The sequence below is a fragment of the Planctopirus sp. SH287 genome, from assembly GCF_056500625.1.
In genome coordinates this window covers 2590869-2608063 of sequence record NZ_CM151403.1, presented here as the reverse complement: position 1 = coordinate 2608063, position 17195 = coordinate 2590869, and the positions used below count along the sequence as shown (strand labels likewise).

Annotated in this window: 12 protein-coding genes; 7 read left to right on the top strand and 5 right to left on the bottom strand. The window is 53.1% G+C overall.

All coding sequences use genetic code 11. From position 1 onward, the window contains the following. Positions 1 to 133: 133 nt before the first annotated feature. On the top strand, positions 134 to 2260 hold the full coding sequence (locus SH287x_RS09720) for a PDZ domain-containing protein (RefSeq protein ID WP_479518517.1): 2127 nt from the start codon (positions 134 to 136) through the stop codon (positions 2258 to 2260). Positions 2261 to 2440: 180 nt separating this feature from the next. Next, positions 2441 to 4021 carry a Gfo/Idh/MocA family protein gene (locus SH287x_RS09715; protein WP_479518516.1) on the top strand — a complete coding sequence of 527 codons (1581 nt, stop codon included), beginning with the start codon at positions 2441 to 2443 and terminating at the stop codon, positions 4019 to 4021. 144 nt (positions 4022 to 4165) lie between these two features. On the opposite strand, the gene SH287x_RS09710 is transcribed toward SH287x_RS09715, so the two are convergent. The 3 genes from SH287x_RS09710 to SH287x_RS09700 form a co-directional block, all read right to left on the bottom strand. Next, positions 4166 to 4534 (bottom strand): hypothetical protein, encoded by a 369-nt coding sequence (locus tag SH287x_RS09710; RefSeq protein ID WP_479518515.1) that lies wholly within the window; start codon positions 4532 to 4534, stop codon positions 4166 to 4168. 181 nt (positions 4535 to 4715) lie between these two features. Next, complete coding sequence (locus tag SH287x_RS09705; RefSeq protein ID WP_479518514.1) at positions 4716 to 5315, bottom strand: hypothetical protein; 600 nt, start codon at positions 5313 to 5315, stop codon at positions 4716 to 4718. A 275-nt stretch (positions 5316 to 5590) separates the two neighbouring features. Next, the gene (locus SH287x_RS09700; RefSeq protein WP_479518513.1) at positions 5591 to 6427 is read right to left on the bottom strand and encodes a hypothetical protein; all 837 of its coding nucleotides are present in this window, start codon (positions 6425 to 6427) and stop codon (positions 5591 to 5593) included. Between the two features lie 528 nt (positions 6428 to 6955). Here SH287x_RS09700 and SH287x_RS09695 point away from each other — a divergent pair. The 4 genes from SH287x_RS09695 (at position 6956) to SH287x_RS09680 (ending at position 13413) form a co-directional block, all read left to right on the top strand. Further along, positions 6956 to 7738, top strand: coding sequence for a GGDEF domain-containing protein (locus SH287x_RS09695; RefSeq protein WP_479518512.1), 783 nt, complete (start codon positions 6956 to 6958; stop codon positions 7736 to 7738). Between the two features lie 397 nt (positions 7739 to 8135). Next, positions 8136 to 11093: a hypothetical protein gene (locus SH287x_RS09690; RefSeq protein WP_479518511.1), complete on the top strand. Its 2958-nt coding sequence runs from the start codon at positions 8136 to 8138 to the stop codon at positions 11091 to 11093. Between the two features lie 328 nt (positions 11094 to 11421). Then, positions 11422 to 13095 (top strand): hypothetical protein, encoded by a 1674-nt coding sequence (locus SH287x_RS09685; protein ID WP_479518509.1) that lies wholly within the window; start codon positions 11422 to 11424, stop codon positions 13093 to 13095. A 93-nt stretch (positions 13096 to 13188) separates the two neighbouring features. Beyond that, positions 13189 to 13413 carry a hypothetical protein gene (locus SH287x_RS09680; protein ID WP_479518508.1) on the top strand — a complete coding sequence of 75 codons (225 nt, stop codon included), beginning with the start codon at positions 13189 to 13191 and terminating at the stop codon, positions 13411 to 13413. 144 nt (positions 13414 to 13557) lie between these two features. Here SH287x_RS09680 and SH287x_RS09675 read toward each other — a convergent pair whose 3' ends face one another. Both SH287x_RS09675 and SH287x_RS09670 read right to left on the bottom strand, forming a co-directional pair. Continuing rightward, positions 13558 to 15066 (bottom strand): serine/threonine protein kinase, encoded by a 1509-nt coding sequence (locus tag SH287x_RS09675; RefSeq protein ID WP_479518507.1) that lies wholly within the window; start codon positions 15064 to 15066, stop codon positions 13558 to 13560. Positions 15067 to 15428: 362 nt separating this feature from the next. Next, entirely contained in the window at positions 15429 to 16001 is a 573-nt protein-coding gene (locus SH287x_RS09670; RefSeq protein WP_479518506.1) for a hypothetical protein, read from the bottom strand. 188 nt (positions 16002 to 16189) lie between these two features. On the opposite strand from SH287x_RS09670, the gene mazG reads away from it, so the two are divergent. After that, positions 16190 to 17188: a nucleoside triphosphate pyrophosphohydrolase gene (mazG, locus tag SH287x_RS09665; protein ID WP_479518504.1), complete on the top strand. Its 999-nt coding sequence runs from the start codon at positions 16190 to 16192 to the stop codon at positions 17186 to 17188. Positions 17189 to 17195: the final 7 nt, after the last annotated feature.

Here is a 17195-nt window from a genome sequence, read left to right as displayed (position 1 = left end):
TTGATGATCCCCTGTCTCCTCAATAAAGATCGCGTTGAGAATGATCGCCATGCCTTCTGAGACAGTCATTGATCCGTCGATTCATGGACTCGACTTCCCATCGAGACACAGAACTTTTCTCGGGACTTCTCGCATGGTGAAATTTTGTCTGGAAATGCGCCACGTGTTTGGCACAAGGACGCTTTCCCTGTTGGCGTCATGTCTTGCAGGTTGGCTGGTTTGTCAGCCACTCATGGGACAAGCGGCACAGCCACGTTTACTGCCGGGATTGATCCCTGCTGCCCAGACAGAAGCGACTGTCATTCAGCAAAGTCGTCAGCTGGAGCTGGCCGAAGAGCGGGCCTTTCGCAGTGCAGTCGTCTTGATTGCACCATCGATTGTCCGAATTGAAACTGTCGGAGGGCTGGATGAAGTCGATGGAATTCTGGCTGTCAACGGGGCTACCAGCGGAGTGATTGTGGCCCCTGAGGGTTGGATCATCACCAGTGCTTTTAATTTCGTTACCAAGCCGACATCCATTCTGGTGACTTTGGCTGACGGCCGAAAATTTCCCGCTCAATTGATCGCCACCGACACCTTACGAATGACGGCTCTGCTGAAAATTGATGCTGACAATTTGCCTGTCCCTGAAATTGCTCCGTCGGAAGAAGTCCAGGTGGGTGCCTGGTCGCTGGCATTAGGGCGGTCGTTGTCTCCCACTGAGCCGAGCCTCTCGATTGGTGTGATCAGCGCGAAAAATCGCGTCTGGGGAAAAGCCATTCAGACTGACGCCAAGGTTTCACCCGTGAATTATGGCGGGCCTTTGATCGATCTTCGTGGCAGAATGACAGGCTTGCTGGTTCCTCTTTCTCCGCAATCTCAATCGGTCACCAGTGGTTTTGAGTGGTATGACTCAGGCATTGGTTTTGCCATTCCTGCTGCTGACCTCGTGGATTCTCTCGCACGTCTTAAGAACGGAGAAAATCTCAAGCCGGGCTTGATGGGAGTCTCTTTTAAGGAAAATGGCCTCTCGGGAGAACAGCCTGTCGTTGAACGAGTTCGATTTCAATCACCTGCTTCAGCGGCGGGAATTCGTCCCGGTGATACGATTGTGGCTGCGGATGAAAAGCCGATTGATCGCTTAGGCAACCTCAAGCATGTTCTGGGCCGGAAATATGCCGGGGATTCGTTAAAGCTCAAATTACAACGTCAAGGAAAAGAAGAATCCTACGAATCCACCATCAATCTGGTGGCGGAAATTCCCCCCTGGGATGAAGCCACGGCGGGCTTTCTTCTCAATCGCTCACCATTGACACATTCTCAACAGGGTAGCATGGAGACCGAGCGCGCGACTTCGGAGTCAATGAAGATCCGAGCAGTCTTTCCGGACAGCCCTGCCGCTATTGCCAATCTCCGCCGCAATGATGTCATTACGCATGCGGGTGGTCAGGCTGTTAAAAGTCCAGAGGAACTGCGACTGATCTTTGATCGTCTCAAGCCGGGCGACAAACTGAAGCTGACCATTCAGCGTTCCGAGGCTGGAGAAACTGGCCAATCATTGGACGTTGAAATCACCTTGGCAGGGCAACCCTTTGCAGTACCGAAGGATCTTCCCGCCATGGCGATTGAGCCATCTGAGCCAGCAAAGGCTGGCGATCCCAAAGCAAAAGGGCGGTTCCAATCGAAGCTGGCGGTTAACGGCCGGGAATACTGGGGATATGCTCCTCCCAGCACATTGGGAAAAACGCCGCATGGGCTGATTCTTTGGATTCACCCGAACGGTAACTCAATGGAAGCCGCTGTTCTTAAATCATTGAAGGCACAGTGCGATCGACGGCAACTCATGCTGATCGGCCCGAAAGCCGAGGGGCAGGGGTGGACACCTGAAGACGTTGATTTTTTGAAGGCTTTGGTCGAGCACGTTCAGACTGAGTTCCCCATTGACCGATCGCGAATTGTGCTTATGGGCCACACCGATTCCACGAAACTGGCGTCTTTTCTCGCATTCAAAGATCCTTCTCTATATCGAGGCCTCCTCTTGATCGGAGGCCCGACCGCAGGCCTGCCACCAGAACGCGATCCAGCGGCCCGGTTGCATTTGAATATCGCAATTCCCGAAGGAAGCCGTGCTGCTGGGGCATTGAAAAAACTCGTCGAGGCACTTCAAGAGAAAAAATTCTCCGTATCGACTCAATCACTTTCGGGGGACGGAAGCGATTTTCCCCAAGATGAGTGGGCCGAACGAGCAGGCCTCTGGCTGGATCAACTGGATCGCTTTTAATCCCATTAAGTGGATTTTGTGGATTTCTCCGTGACTTTGCGAAGTCACATAAAGTGAGAAACACCGTTTGTTCTGCCTGGTCATACAAAAAAATCAAAAATGTGGGGGATGATTGTTCTGAGGTAGGAAACTCTGGAGGGACGTGCGAGAATGAAGCATCGTCCTTTGATGAGTCATTCCATGTCTGAACAACGTCCATCAAATTCACCACAAATCGCTCCCGGCGTGGTCAGCGCTGATGGTCAGGTTCTGGCCACAGGGGCAGATCTCAGTTCGTCCCAATCATCAGTCACGACCATCTCTCCAACTCGCTCAATCCCGACAGGGCCATTAAAAATCTCTAACAAAACCTCTGATGCCACTGGATCGGAAGAAGCATTTAGCATTTCCCAGCAAGCACAACCGGTTTTGTTAGGGCCATTAAGTCAGCGGGCATTGAGCCGTCGTCAGTTTCTGGGGCGCAGTGCTCATCAAGCGGCCAACATGGCGGCCACAGCCACGGGAATTGCTGTCGCTGCCGGGCTTTCGGCTCACAGCCTCGCCAGTGACGTATTGGCGGCTGATTGTTCCATCAGCCAACCTGATGAGTCTCGTCCAGTTCGTCTGGGGTTTGTCGGTCTTCGCCAGCAGGGACAGACGCTCCTCCGCGAGTTCCATTCATCAACAGGAGTGGAAATTGCGGCATTATGTGATGTTGATACCAAGCAGCGGAAGCTGGCTCAAAATCTTCTGGCTCGCCAGGGGCGGCCACCCGCCAGTGAGTGCTCCGACTGGCAGCAATTAGCCCAGGACTCTTCTCTTGATGCTCTGGTGATTGCCACTCCTGACCACTGGCATTTCGAGATGGCTCAGACCGCTTTGACGTGCGGCCGAGACCTTTATCTTGAAACGCCGCTCACGCTCAAACCCGGTGATGCTCAAACTCTGGAACAATTGGCGCATGAACGCGGGCGTATTGTGCAGACAGGATTGGTTCATCGCAGCAGCCAGATGTACCGAGACGCCATCCAGTTGATTCAAACGGGGACACTGGGGAAGATTCCGCTGGTTCGCTCCTGGGTGACTCACCAGCGACCATCGATTGGACAAAGAGGGCCGATTCCGGTGCCAGACGGCGTGGATTATCGAACATGGCTGGGGCCAGCCCCCGTGCGAGCGTTCAGTCCCAATCGGTTCCACCAGAACTGGCAATGGTTCTGGGATTATGGCAATGGCGAACTGGGCACCTGGGGTGTTCCTCTGCTGGATATCGCACTCTGGGGGATGAATCTTCAACTCCCCTTACGGGTCACAGCCAGCGGCGGACGGTTTGTTTCCCATGATGATGGGGAAACGCCCGACACACTGATGGTTGAATATGAATATCCCCAAACCCGTGTGCTTTGGGAGCAACGCAACTGGTCAGCCCACGGGTTGGAAGGCCGCAGTGCCGCGACCGCGTTTTATGGTGAAAAAGGAACGTTGATCATCGATCGCGGGGGGTGGAAGGTCTACGGCACCTCTTCTTCGCTTGTCGGAGAACCACAGCCTCTCTGGTCGCCTCATTTGGAGAGCTTTCTCCATGGAGTCCGTACACGCCAGCAGCCGACGGCGAACCTCCCCTCAGCCACGCAAAGCACGATTGTTGCGCTGCTGGGCAATGTGGCGTATCGTATGGGAAAACCGATCGAGTTGCCGGAACAGACATTGGGCCAGCCTTCCCTCGCCAACAGTCACCACGACTTATGGACGCAACAGGGCATGAGTCAGGTTGATGGTTGAAGTTTTGGATATCGACGCCAGTGTCACCCCAGGCGTCGATGTTGAATATCAAACGATCAAAGTCATGCCTCGAGGCTTGGCCTCATGGTCTCGTATGGGCTTGTATGGGCTTGGTTGATGCTGGGGAAATTTTGCGGACGAACGTCAGTGATCCTGGGGCGTTTTGAGTTTCTGAAACGCCAGCGGTTGGCCGAATACCAGGCAAAGAACGACCTGGAATGTCGCGAACAACAGCAGTGCCCAGTGGTTCAACCACAAAGCCCATGTGTGAACAGAGATGGGGCTTTCGGCCGAGAGTGTGGGCAGCGTCCATTCACACCACAGCAGACCCATCAAAGAAACCAGAAGCATCACAATGGCCAGAACGTACATCGACACACGGCAAGTATGCCATAACGCGCTATGACCATTTTCGGAATGGACTTCGCGTCCCAATAGCAGCAGGGTTCCCAGAACCGCAAGAAATGCCATCAAAGAAAGCCCGTGCGAAACGAGCCAGTCAATGAAATTCATGGGTGGACTCCCTGCTTATTGGAACCTGTGTGACTCCGATCATTCAGAATGACGAGTAATCATTGATGGTCTTAACGGAAAAGGATCGCCGCCGGATCACAGGATCGCTGCTTTGAGACAACCAATTTTTTTCAATCTCTCTACGGCATTCTGCAAAGAATTGAGCGTGAATTGACCAGAGTCATTTGCCGGAAATGTCGGCTGCGATATCAGCGGGGGAGTGAGCCGCCGGGAGAGAAGCAGCCGCTGTGACCTGAGCTGGAGCGTCAGGCTTCTTCTTGGGATGAGGGTGAGGTGTAAAGTAAGCGACAATCACAATGCAAAGTGCCATTCCGAGAATACCGACATAGAGCATGGGATGAACGGTCACGTCCTTCACTGTTAATGTTGCGACAATCGCGCTCACTGAAACCGCTGTCCCGAAGACAATCGGCATAATGACCTGTGGCATCGCCCCGCCTCCAGAAAACATGGCGACCGTCAGTGCCAATGCTCCGAAGGCACCCAATGTGCCGCCGATAAATCCCCACATGGCTTGTCCAGGGGTGTAGGTAAAGCTGGCCCCTGTGGCCTTCATGGCAATGACCCCACCAATCACACCCCATACCAGATATGCCAATCCAATCATGACGTATGGCTTGAACGGGTTCAGATCGCCGGGCAATGCTTTGCGAGCTTCAGCGACAGCAGGGCCGTAAGTCCCCCAGAATAAACCTGTTAACAACGCAAACAGAATGGGCCAGAGCTTCATGAAAAATTGTCCCAGAGCAAGGGGTGCCATCAGACATCTCAAGGAATGATGTCTGTTCTTTACCGAAGTGAGAGCCATTCAACAGTGGCCCGCATCACATCCGGCAACCCATCTTGAGGCCAACAATCATTTGCGGCAAGTGAAAGCCATGTGGTGCAACCACTCTGTCATGACCGGTTACCGAATTTGCCCGCAGGCTTGTTGGCCTGCTCACAGGCCTTGCTCAGCCTGATGAATCAGAAGGGGCGCTTCATGAACCCCTCTTCGCTGGGATCACGTTCGAGCCTGCTTTCTGCAACGTTACATCAGGCGGCATTCCGCCGTTCGTTTTCGTGGGCCGGATTCCACTGAGATGCCATCTCCAGTGGGAACTGTTGATTTGATGCGTCTGAAAGTTGACAGCAATCCGCTTTTCCTGTTTGTAGTCCCTTCGTGACATACTGCTGCCATAATTCAGGAGTGTGCGGTGCCATGGGGATCTGAAGAACCATGTGGGTCGAATCCGAACAAGAGCTGTCGGAAGCACGGAACCCTGCTGCAATCAATGCGGAATTCCAGAAAGACGACTGATCAATCACAGTGCGAACTTCTCCGGGGAAGCAGGCCAGGTGTCGGAAGTAGCAATCGGGCGAATGCTCGTCACTCGCATTGAAAAGGATGCGTGGCACCACGAGGTAGCCGCCGGGATTGAGCAGCGAAAGCCAATAGGCCGTTTGCAGTCGTCTGGTTTGTGAAAGCAGGCTGACAGACCCGGTATATGGCTCCATCACAATCAGATCAAATTTGCCAGTCAGCTCAGCCTCAGATGTCATCTGAGGAGGAATTTTGTCATCAGATGGCGAACCATCAGGGAATCGCGAAAATGGCGTTTTTCTGACGACAGAGGGTTGAGAACCATCTTTCCAGGAATTGCGAAAGCCTTCCCGTAACGACGCAATGACGGGCCAGTCGGGAGCCAGGCATGTTGTTTCCCACCCCAGATGGTGAAGACACATGGCCCACGAAGGCTCATCACAGGGAGCAAATAAGGCTTTCATCCCCATGCGGATACCAGTCCGGGTCAGCACATGCTGCAACCATGCTCGACCGTCGGCAGGAAGCCTTCGGGAATCAGGCAGCAAAAATGACCACGAGACTGACATTTTGCCTCCACCGATCCGCAGTTGGCAAACTCAGGTGCAACCTGAATCGAGCCAAAACCAGTTTGTTCAGGCAATACAATCCGGGTTTTGACTGATGAGAGAAAGACGGTCAAGATGAGATTTTTACAACGTTCATTGCGAGAAGATAAAACCTGCGCTGGCAATCTGTTACAATCAGAACTCACAAAATTGACGGCCATGATTTCAAAAGATTGACCACAGTTTATTCATCTTTGACAAGAAGTGAGTCGTTGGTGAATTAGAACTCAAAAACTACTGCGGCCTTTGTTTCAGAAGATCTTGTCTCTTATTGATAGCGTGGTGTTTTCAGCGATCGTGAACCACTAACTACTCATGATGCAGACAACCATCATGCCTGTCCCCAAATCTGTGACAAAGAGAACGCCATCATCCGACACCAGTTTTTCTGGTATGGGCCACTCGTGGCACGCGCTTTCAAAGATTTCATCGCCAGTTCAGTTGCGCACAAGGTATCCGTGGTTACATCAATTGGTTGTCTGGGTGGTAGTGGTTTCCATCCTTGGCCGATGCCTGTTTGCAGCTCCAGGTGAGTTCCGCTGGATCTTTCCCGTGGGATTTGCTGCCATCGCATATTATGCCAGCGCCGCCTGGCCCTGGATCTTTGCCTTCCTTGGTGCAGGCTATATGGCGGCTCAATCGGTCTGGCGTCCGGGTGTTTCACCGGCCAGCACTGTCTCGTTGCTGGCCGTCTGCCTGCTCAGTGCCTGGTGGGGCCAGCACCTCAGACGGCAATTGATCTCAGAGCAGGTTCGATCACGTCGTGATGCGATCACGGGATTACTGAACGCGCGTGGCTTCGAAGAAAAATTGGCTATCGAGATCACTCGGACAGAACTTGAGTTCCGGTCATTCGCGCTGATTTACCTGGACTGCGATCGCTTCAAGGAAGTGAACGATATCCAGGGTCATCAAGTAGGTGACCAACTGCTAAGCAAGGTGGGGGAGGTTCTCGAAAAGAATGTCCGTACTTTTGACGCAGCGGCCCGAGTTGGCGGAGACGAGTTCGCGGTTCTCATTGTTGACGTGGATGAAAAAGCCACAGCGACAGTGGTCGAACGGTTACTGGCAAACCTGCACGCCGAAGTGCTGCCGATCAACACGCTGACGACCTTTAGCGTTGGCGTTGTCATCTTTCATACACCGCCACCTGACATCGAAACATGCCTTGCGGCTGCAGATAAAGCGATGTACCACGTTAAGCGGCATGGCCGAGATGGAATTCATGTCGAACATTACGGCACCTCTTCCTGTCTGGCGACGGTGGGGTAGCCGTTTCAGAGTATCTCGCTGCCAAGTGGCATTTCTGCAATGCGCACGTGTTTTCAGGCCAGCGACCGGAAGATTTCTGACCGTTGGTCAATTTCTTGAATCCTTCAGGGCGATCGTCACGAGCAGATTGCATGGCCGGAATAAGGCTTACGATTGATGTTTCGGTTTTCTTTGTAAATATCCACACGACCGGAACTTGATCGACTTTCCTCCAGAACTTCTGGCTGAGTAGAAATGGCGGGAAAACATCAGCGGCGAATTTCGCCGATGTTTTCCACTGAACGATGCGTCTCAAACGTTCGCGAAATTCCGTGAGATTTCAGAGGCTGGCTGTCCGCATGGGATGAAACATCGGGTGGCTGTCTGAAGTCATCGTTCATTCCACGAGTTCTGATCCATGCGATTAATATCTGCCATGATTCGTCGCCTTATCGATGGATTACGACAAAGCGCTTTGATTTTTTTTCTGGTCAGCGTGACCTATACCAGCGCGATCGCCAGCGAGCCACCCACGGCTTCATTGCCACAAGCTGAAGAAGCTCGCGTTCCTCAAAAAACGACAATGACGGCGCCCTTTGGCCATGCCAATCCCGAACGGCACTCACTCCTTGAGACGCCGTTAAAAACGACTGAGTCACAGTCTTTTTCTCCTGAATCACCGTCTCAGGTGGGTGAAGATAAAAAACAGACTGAGCCAGCCCATTCTTCCATCGTTCCAACGCATTCGGCAGTGGAAATGCCTCAGAAGAGTGCAAAATTGCAGGACATGCTGAAGTCTCGGTCCATGATCTCTCGCCTTTTTCCCGGAGCACGGGTCGTTGAAACCTACTCTTTCGGAGATGACGAAGACCTGGATCAAGATGACCAGCCCGATGGCTGGTTTCGTCGCAAAGGGACAGCTTTTCCTCAGTATGTGAATGCCGATATCGATCGGTCACCCCCTGGTCTGGATCATCATGCTCTCCGGTTTCATGTGAATGGCGGAGCGGCGATTTATTACAGTCCCCCGATACGAATTGACCCTCACTTTAATCTGGTCATTACCGGAAAGATTCAGACGGCAGGCTTAAAAGAGTCAGCGGGAGCGATTTCTGTTTCGATCCTTGATGCGCGACGCGAACGAGTGGCCCGCTGGTTGTCAGAACCCGTGTCAGGGGCGACGAACTGGCAAGAAGTGATCATTGGCCCGCAATCACTCCCGCCTGATGCTGCCTTTCTGGTGCTGGGTTGCCATGTGATCGATGGATCGCAAACTGATGTCCGTGGTCAAGTCTGGTTTACCGATCTCCAGATTGTGCGGCTACCCAACCTCGATTGGGGCAATAATGCGTTGAACTGCTTTCAGGCCGATGGCCAGCCTTTTCAGGTCGACATGCAGTTTTCCGGCTTGGAACCATCGTTGGGCTATGATCTGGAATTGATGGTTCGCGATATTGACGGCCACACAATCGACCGCACGTCCCGGAGGCTGGACCCTCTTGAAATTCCCTCTCATCCGGTGGAATCAACCCCTCCGCTGGTGCTGCCGACACGCAACGCATCCGTCTCATGGAGCCTTGGCCCCTGTGACGATGGCCACTATCGGGTGGATGCGGTTCTCAAGCACAATCAAGTGGTCGTTCTGTCAGAAACCCGTAATGTGGTTCGCTTCCAATCTCAAAACCGGTCATCTATTCAGGGGGAATTCGGTTGGTCGATCCCCTCGCCCGTCTCTCGGCCAGTGCTTAATCTCCTTTCTGCCATGGTGGCACAGACCCAGACTCATTGGGTGAAGTATCCGGTGTGGGAAACGATCACTGACGCTGATGCGCGGGATGACACGGCTAACTTCTTTGAGCAACTGGCCATCCAGAACGTGAACATTGTTGGTGAATTTGGCCAGCCTCCTCGAGAACTGCGGGCGTTGTTTGCCGACGACTGGCGCGGAGCCGCTGATGTTTTTACGCTGCCGAAAGAATCATGGGAGGGATCCCTTCAACCGGCTTTGGCACGTTATGGCTCGCATGTTCGTCGCTGGCAACTGGGAGGGGATCATGACGTCAGTTTTGTCGACAGGCTCACGCCAGTGCTGGGATTTCGCATTGGCCGTAGCCAGATTCATGCGATTGGCCGAGGTTCCCAAGTGGGTGCCGCCTGGAATCCTGATCCTCAGCATCTGGCGAATGGCCTGGATTTTTTAGTCAGCCCCAGTCGTGCCAACTTGCCACGTCGCCAGTCAGCAGAAGATCCTGAACAATGGGTGGTGATCAGTGCTCACGACATTACGGGGTCAACGCCAACCCAGCGTGCCAGTCGGTTAGCGCTTCTCATGGTGCAGGCGAGAAAACAGCAAGTCCAGACCGTGCTGCATGGGGCACCACTGCATGCAACGGTTGGTTTATTCCGCGAAGATGGTTCGGCGGGGGACTTGTTTCTTCCCTGGCGAACGATGACCACCTCTCTTTCAGGAGCCAATTACGGTGGAGAATTCACTTTACCAAACCGCAGTAAAAATGCTGTTTTTCTGACCGAGAACGAAGCCTGCATGGTGCTCTGGAATCAGGTCACAACGACCGAGCGCGCCTATCTCGGAAAAGACGTCCGCATTGTCGACCTTTGGGGCCGAGAAACAATTCCCCGCACCGATTCAAAAACTGGCCAGCAGATCTTTCAGGCAAGTGAAGTCCCGGTTGTTTTAAGAGGTTGCTCCGCTCCGCTGGCAAAGTGGCGGGTTGAGACTCACTTTGAACAAGGCCGCTGCCGTAGTGAATACGGGATGCATGATGACGCGATTGTGGGAGTCAATTCGTTTCCTCAGGGGGTCTCGGGAACGGTCGAACTTATTCTCCCCCCGGAATGGAATGTCGAACCGCGTGTCAGTTCATTTCAATTGAAAGCGGGTGAGCCATGGCGGATTCCTTTCCGCTTTCTGTTACCCGCAACAGCCAGTCTGGGAGATCTTGAGGCCGATCTTGTTTTTAAAATTGACGCAGACCATTCGTATCAGTTCCGCATGCCGCTGATTTATCGTGTAGGTCTGGACGACATTACTGTTGAAGTCATCGATCGTCTTCTCCCTGATGGTCGTCTGGAGATTGAACAACGCGTTATTAACCAGACAGTACCGGAAGAGATCGCCGATTTCCGTTGCAGCTTGTTTGTTCCCGGAGAACGTCGCCAACGCCTGATGACCCCACGTCTGGGAAATGGCCAGGACAAAAAGCTCTATTATCTGCCCGACGGTGCCCGCTATTCCGGGCAAACTTTGTGGATCAGGCTGGAGCAGGAAAATGGTCGCCGCATCCTCAACTATCGATGGAAAGTGCAGGCCGGGGAATCATCGCACCCAAAAAACGAGTCCGGGCAAAGTCCTTGAAAAGAGAGACAATCCGCACATCAGTGGTGAAACAACGGGTTTGATTAATGCCGTGCTGTGAATCGCAAAGCACCGCATCGCATGGGGTGAGCATTCCTCCAGACGCCTTGTTTGCAACTTAAGGCAAGCATGCTCATGTCTCATGCTGAAACATACTGTTTGTGACGTGTTGACCGAAGTTTAAGTGCCCCGTCGATTTTCCGCACAATCAGGGATTTGGCACAGATCCTCTCGTCGATAGCTTTCAAGGTGGGTACACTTTTAGCAGGCCGAGTTTAATAAACGGCTTTTAAGTGTCGGAAAACGGGGCTTCCCAAGGAACCGTGCGATGAACGATGTGACAACCCGTCTGTTGGAAGGTGTCCGCTGGCGAATGGCTGTCTCACGTTGGGCTGAACTTTGCCTTCTCAATTTGATGGTGCTGGTGGCCGCCGTCGCAGTACTCAGCGTGATCAATCGTCTGACGGGGATTGTGGCGGATACAGGAATTTGGCCTGTCTGGATCGCGATTTTTCCCGCAGCAGGACTGCTGGCATGGATTTTCTTCAAGCGCCCCACACTTTCAGAAGCGGCTCAGAAGCTGGATCAGGAACTCCACCAGAAAGATCTTTTCCTGACGGTTTCACGGTTGTCATCGTCGATGGGGGCCTATCAGCCAGTCGTGCTGGCTGTCGCCCATCAGCAGGCAAAAGAAGCGGCTCCCGCCAAAGTCGCCCCCTGGAAACTGTCGAAGAAAATTCGTCCTCTTCTGGGGTTAATTGCGATTGCAGGCGTGCTGCACTTTTTGACGCCGACGCTGGACTTGTTCGGCAATCGGGTACAGGCCGCCGTCATTCAGCAGAGGACGTCTCAACTGGCTGCTTCCCGTCAGCAGACCGAGCAGCGCAAGGTCGAATTGAAACGTGCCGAAGAGACCCGTATTGCGGCTGGGCCAGATGCTCTGGCTCAGGAACTCAAAGCGACGTTCGAGAAAATGAACCCCGCTCAGAAAGAGCAGAACAAAAAAGAACTTGTTCGCGAACAGAAGCAGTTAAGCGAACAATGGCGGCAAAAATCTGCGGATAAGGCCACAACGGCAGCGGCTCGATCTTCTTCCGAAGGGAGCCAGCAGATGGGCAATGAAGGCATGGAAATACTGCGAAAAATGGCCAAAGAGGCCGCTCGCACTGGGAACACGGAACAGCTCAAAAAGAAAATCGATGAAATCAAGGATCAGTTGGAAAAGCTCTCTAAGACCAGTGATCCCGTCGAAAAAGCCGAGCAGCTGCAAGAACTCAAGAAGCGGCTTGAAAGCATGGAAAAGCTGGCTCGCGAGGAATTAGGTTCTGAAGCGATGGCCAAAGCTCTGGAGCGTGCTCGTCAGCAAAGTCAGTTGGCACAGCAGGCAGGAGCCAGTGCGGCTGAAGCACTTAAGGCTGCCATGGAATCGTTGGAACTTTCCGAAATGGAAATGGCCGAAGCCATGGACAAAATGCAAGACGTCAAAGATCTGGAAAAGGCACTCAAAGCTCTCCAGGCCGCTAAAAAGCTTAATGACTCCCAGCCTCTGGACGGTGGCCAGTGCCAGGGCTGTAAGTCTTTGGACGATTACGAAAAGCTCTATAAAGAGATGCTGGCCAAAAGCGGTGGTCAAAGTGGTCAAGGCAAAGGGAAAGGAACCGGCCGTGGAGAAGGCGCCGACAAAGGCGAAGAATCTGGAAAGGGATCTGGCAGCGGGATTGGTGATCAAACCATCGGCCAGAATGGTGTTCCTCAGGAGGATGATGGTGTTCAAAGTGAATTCACCGACAAAAAATCGGAGTCACAAATCAACGCCGGCAAAATGCTGATGTCGATCAAATCACAGGGAAAAGCCGAGACAGGCCAGGCGCAGGAAAGTTATCGGCAAGCCGCCGCAGCGGTCAAACAAGGTGTCGCCGAGGCCATCCAGCAAGAACAGATCCCCCCCGGCTACCACGAGTCGATCAAGTCTTATTTTGATCAGGTGGCCCCGGTCAAATAGCCTTTGACACTCAATAGAGAAAGCAAAGGCCCGCAGGATGAACACCACCGGATGAATCATCACCTTGTTGCCGCTTGAGAGAATGGGTCAATAATGCAGTGCAACATCGATCAACGGGGAAGACGATTGCGGATGACCAGCGGAGTCATTTGCTCCGTGGCAGGTGTTGCCTGTCTGGCGGTTGCCCTGTCAGGAAATGCCGTCATTCCCTTCGTTTGTGCAGGCGTGGCTTTGTTGCTGGCCGGAGGGTTCCAGATCTTTGAAGCCCGAAAAGGCTGGTGCGCCTTGCGAGCGATGGGAATCAAGACACCCCTTTAATACACATTCCAATTTGAAATAGCGCTCTGTGTGCCATGTTTGCAGCTTTGGGCAAGCATGTTGATGCGATCGTCAACACGCTATGTCAAGTTGCGATTCGACTTAAATCCTGAACGTAAGTCACCAAAGATGATCTTCGGCAGCTCAGAAACCTTCGGATCGGCGGTGGATTTCTCGATTTCCCAGTGATTTAATCCGGGTGTCTTCCCGCTCGCGTTTCAGTTCCTGGAAACTAAACCAGGAGCCAATTGCGATGCAGGCAATCACCGTCATTATCAGAACTCCTCCCCCGACAATCGCGATTGTTTTCTTGGTGAATCGCCAGCCAAAGACCTCTTCGCCCAGTAGCGCATCGATTTCAGAATCGCTGAGCTGTTTGTTTTTCTGCGTGTTGGCCTGAGCGTTGCGAGCCGTACTCGCCTGCCCAGACTTGGGGCGCTTCAGCTTGGGGGCAGTGGCTAAAGGAGCGGCTGCTTCAAAAAATTCCTCTTCGGGTTCTGGTCGAGGGGCGGGAGCAATCCATTTCAATGAAGCGATGTCCGGCCCGATCAACAACAAAGAAAGGCACTTGGCACACCGCGCTTTTTTTCCAGCAAATTGCGGCTTCAGCGGCAGGACTTTGCCACATTCAGGGCAAGGCACACTGCCACGAACCCCACGTGAAATTTTTGAAAATCGCTGAGACGAACCGCTGGCTCCACTCAATGAAGAGGACGGAGGAACCGCTGCCACCATCGAAGCGGTGGGCAGAGTCGCCGTGCGGCCTGATCGGCCTGCCGCCGCGTTCACCGCGTTAAGAACAGATTCAGCAAATTGAACACAGTTTTCGTACCGGCGTGCCTGATTTTTGGACAACCCTCTCAGCACTGCATCAGAAAGGAGATCAGGCAGATCGGCCTGATACTTACTCAGTGGCGGGACTTTCATTCCCGTCTGGTTAACCATTGTGGCTGAGGCGGTCGGCCCTTCAACGGGCACACAACCAGCCAGACACTCGTAAACCGTCATGGCAAGCGAATACTGATCCACTCGGCCATCGTGTGAATGCCCCATGATCAATTCGGGAGCGACATAATTCGGCGTCCCAACCAGAAAGCCAGCCGCCGTCAGTGATGCGTCTCGCTTGGCTGGCTCAGCATCCGCTGCAGATAATGCTTTCGCCAATCCAAAATCGCTGAGATAAGCGTTTCCAAATTGATCGAAGAGAATGTTTGCCGGTTTGACATCTCGATGAATAAAGCTCTGTTGATGAATGAAGTCGAGAGCCCTGGCCACATTCATCAGCCAGTTTTGTAACGATGAGGGAGGTTGGCGAACCTGTTGCGAACCTTCATAGATTCGATCGCGCAGGCTCCCCCCGGAAAGGAACTGCATCACGACATAGGGGAGGCCATCATGCTCGCCGACATCATGAATCGTGACGATATGAGGGTGCTTCAACTGCACGAGCGACCGGATTTCCCGCTGAAATCTTTCGGCAAACTCGGGGTCGCTTAACGTTGCCGCTGTAGGAACTTTAAGTACAACTTCAGTCTGCAGTCGGGAATCAAATGCCCGATAGACCAACCCCATGCTCCCTTCGCCCAGCTTGGAAAGCACCTGGTACCGGGTTCCATCCAGCACCATCCCGGCGATGTCAGTCCTAACAGACATGGAGAGGGGCTCGGTAAGTGAATTAGCAGGCATGCGGAGACGTCAGGTGGGATACCAATTGGTCAGCAACTTGGGTTTGCGACATTCCATGGGCGTTTTGATTGTTCCTTCTACACCTTACGTTTAATTCATTGGAAACTGCAAGGAGCAAGAGCGTGAGTAATTCTTCATAATTCAGTGCCTGTCAGAGAACTCTCAATTCCTTTTCCCTCATTGGAGAGAGAACACAGCGGAGAAGAGGTGATGGCCCGCAGGCACACTTTTTTGGGGGGGCCTTATCTCTGTCGCATACTGGCGGCTTAAAAAACTTCTTCCCGGGCTAAATGACGGACATAAGCCGCCACACCGCCCCGGAAACGGGTCTAGGGAGCGGCAGGAGGCTGAGAGACATTCTGGTCAGCTTTCTCAATCTTTCCCCACATGTGCCCGCCGACAGCGTCATGCTGCCATGTTCCCGCATACCGGTCTTTGTAGATCATGACTCGGGCCGTGAATGTCCCCATTAAAGGAATCGTGGTCTCGGTTAATTGGATCATCGGGGTATCACCTGCCCAGCGGACTTCCACCGGGACGGGAATTTTGATGTCCTTCTCGCCGTATTTCACGCGTGCGGTGATCAGCCAGAGATGGTTTTCCGGCTTGCCTGGAGCCACTTTCTTTGCTTCAAAGATTTCGTACCGTTCGGTTTTCGGAGCGGATTTTTTGCCGTCAACAGTGAACGCGCCGGCAAGAATGGCGCCCGTCATGATCTCCTGGAATTCTTTTTCAGCAGGAGTCAGTTCCGCCCGTGGAGCAGCAGCAGCGGGAGTGGGAATTGTTGAAGGCGGCTCCTGGGCCTGGAGCTGTCGCACGGAGATCGCATTGCCAACCCAAAAGTTGGCGAAGGCGAGGATCGCAGGAAAGATCCCCCGTGTGACACTCTTGAATAGAGTCATGTGCCAATCTTTCATTTCATCAGAGAATGAGTGAGACGTTGATCATGCCCGTCGATCACAGGTCGATGTGGAATCTTTTCGCTATGATGGGGCACAAAAATCATTGATGCAATCACAAGTTTGCAGTTTGTCCCAGGAGGGCCAAACGCGATGGTTACAAACTTTGGAAGAAATGGCCTTGTCGTTTTATGACTCAATCGAACCAATCGCCTCATCAAACGCTTTCGCCAGCTAAGACCGTCATGGGACGCAACCTGCCACTCTCGCTGAAGTCTGGTGAAGCTCCTCCGGCGAGCGATCTTCTTCCCGATGTTGAAAAACTGGTGGCCGTGATTGCCCGGCTCCGTTCCTCTGAGGGTTGCCCCTGGGATCGTGAACAAACGCTGGAATCTATCAAAAAGTATACGCTGGAAGAGACATATGAACTCCTCGAGGCCATCGACTCGCAAGACGACACCGCCATCGTTGAGGAGTTGGGCGATGTCCTGCTGCAGGTCGTGCTGGATGCCCAGATTGGTCGTGACGAACAGCGGTTTGATTTGATCGATGTGGTTCGCGTGCTCACTCAAAAAATGATCCATCGTCATCCGCATGTCTTTGGCGATGCCAGCGCAGCAACGGCTGGCGATGTGAAGGCTCATTGGGAAAAGGCCAAGCAAGCCGAAAAGCAACGTGAATCATTGCTCGACGGGTTGCCTAAAGATCTTCCCGCATTGGCCAGAGCCGCCCGCTTATCGGATAAGGCCGCCCGGGCAGGCTACGATTTCCCACAACGGGAGATGCTGTTCGATAAGCTCCGGGAAGAAGTGGGTGAACTTCAGGCAGAACTCTATCCGGTAGATCTTTACCCGGAAGGGCTTCCCGAGTTTCTTGCCGCGGGCGTCGACGCCCCAGTGGTTCCCGATTCCCCGATTGAAGACGTGGCCCGGCGGGAACGTGTTCAAAGTGAATTGGGAGACGTGCTGTTTGTGATCGCCAACATTGCTCGCCGCTGGCAGATCAATCCGGAAGAAGCCTTGCGGAGCAGTAACCAGAAGTTTGAACGTCGATTCCGCGCGATTGAAGCGGGCGTGAAATCCCGTGGAAAATCGATGGAAGACACCACACTCCACGAGATGGAAGAAATCTATCAGCAAGTGAAGCAACAAGAAAAAGCCACCAAAACCCATCCCCCCGCTTCAGAATAAGTGACCA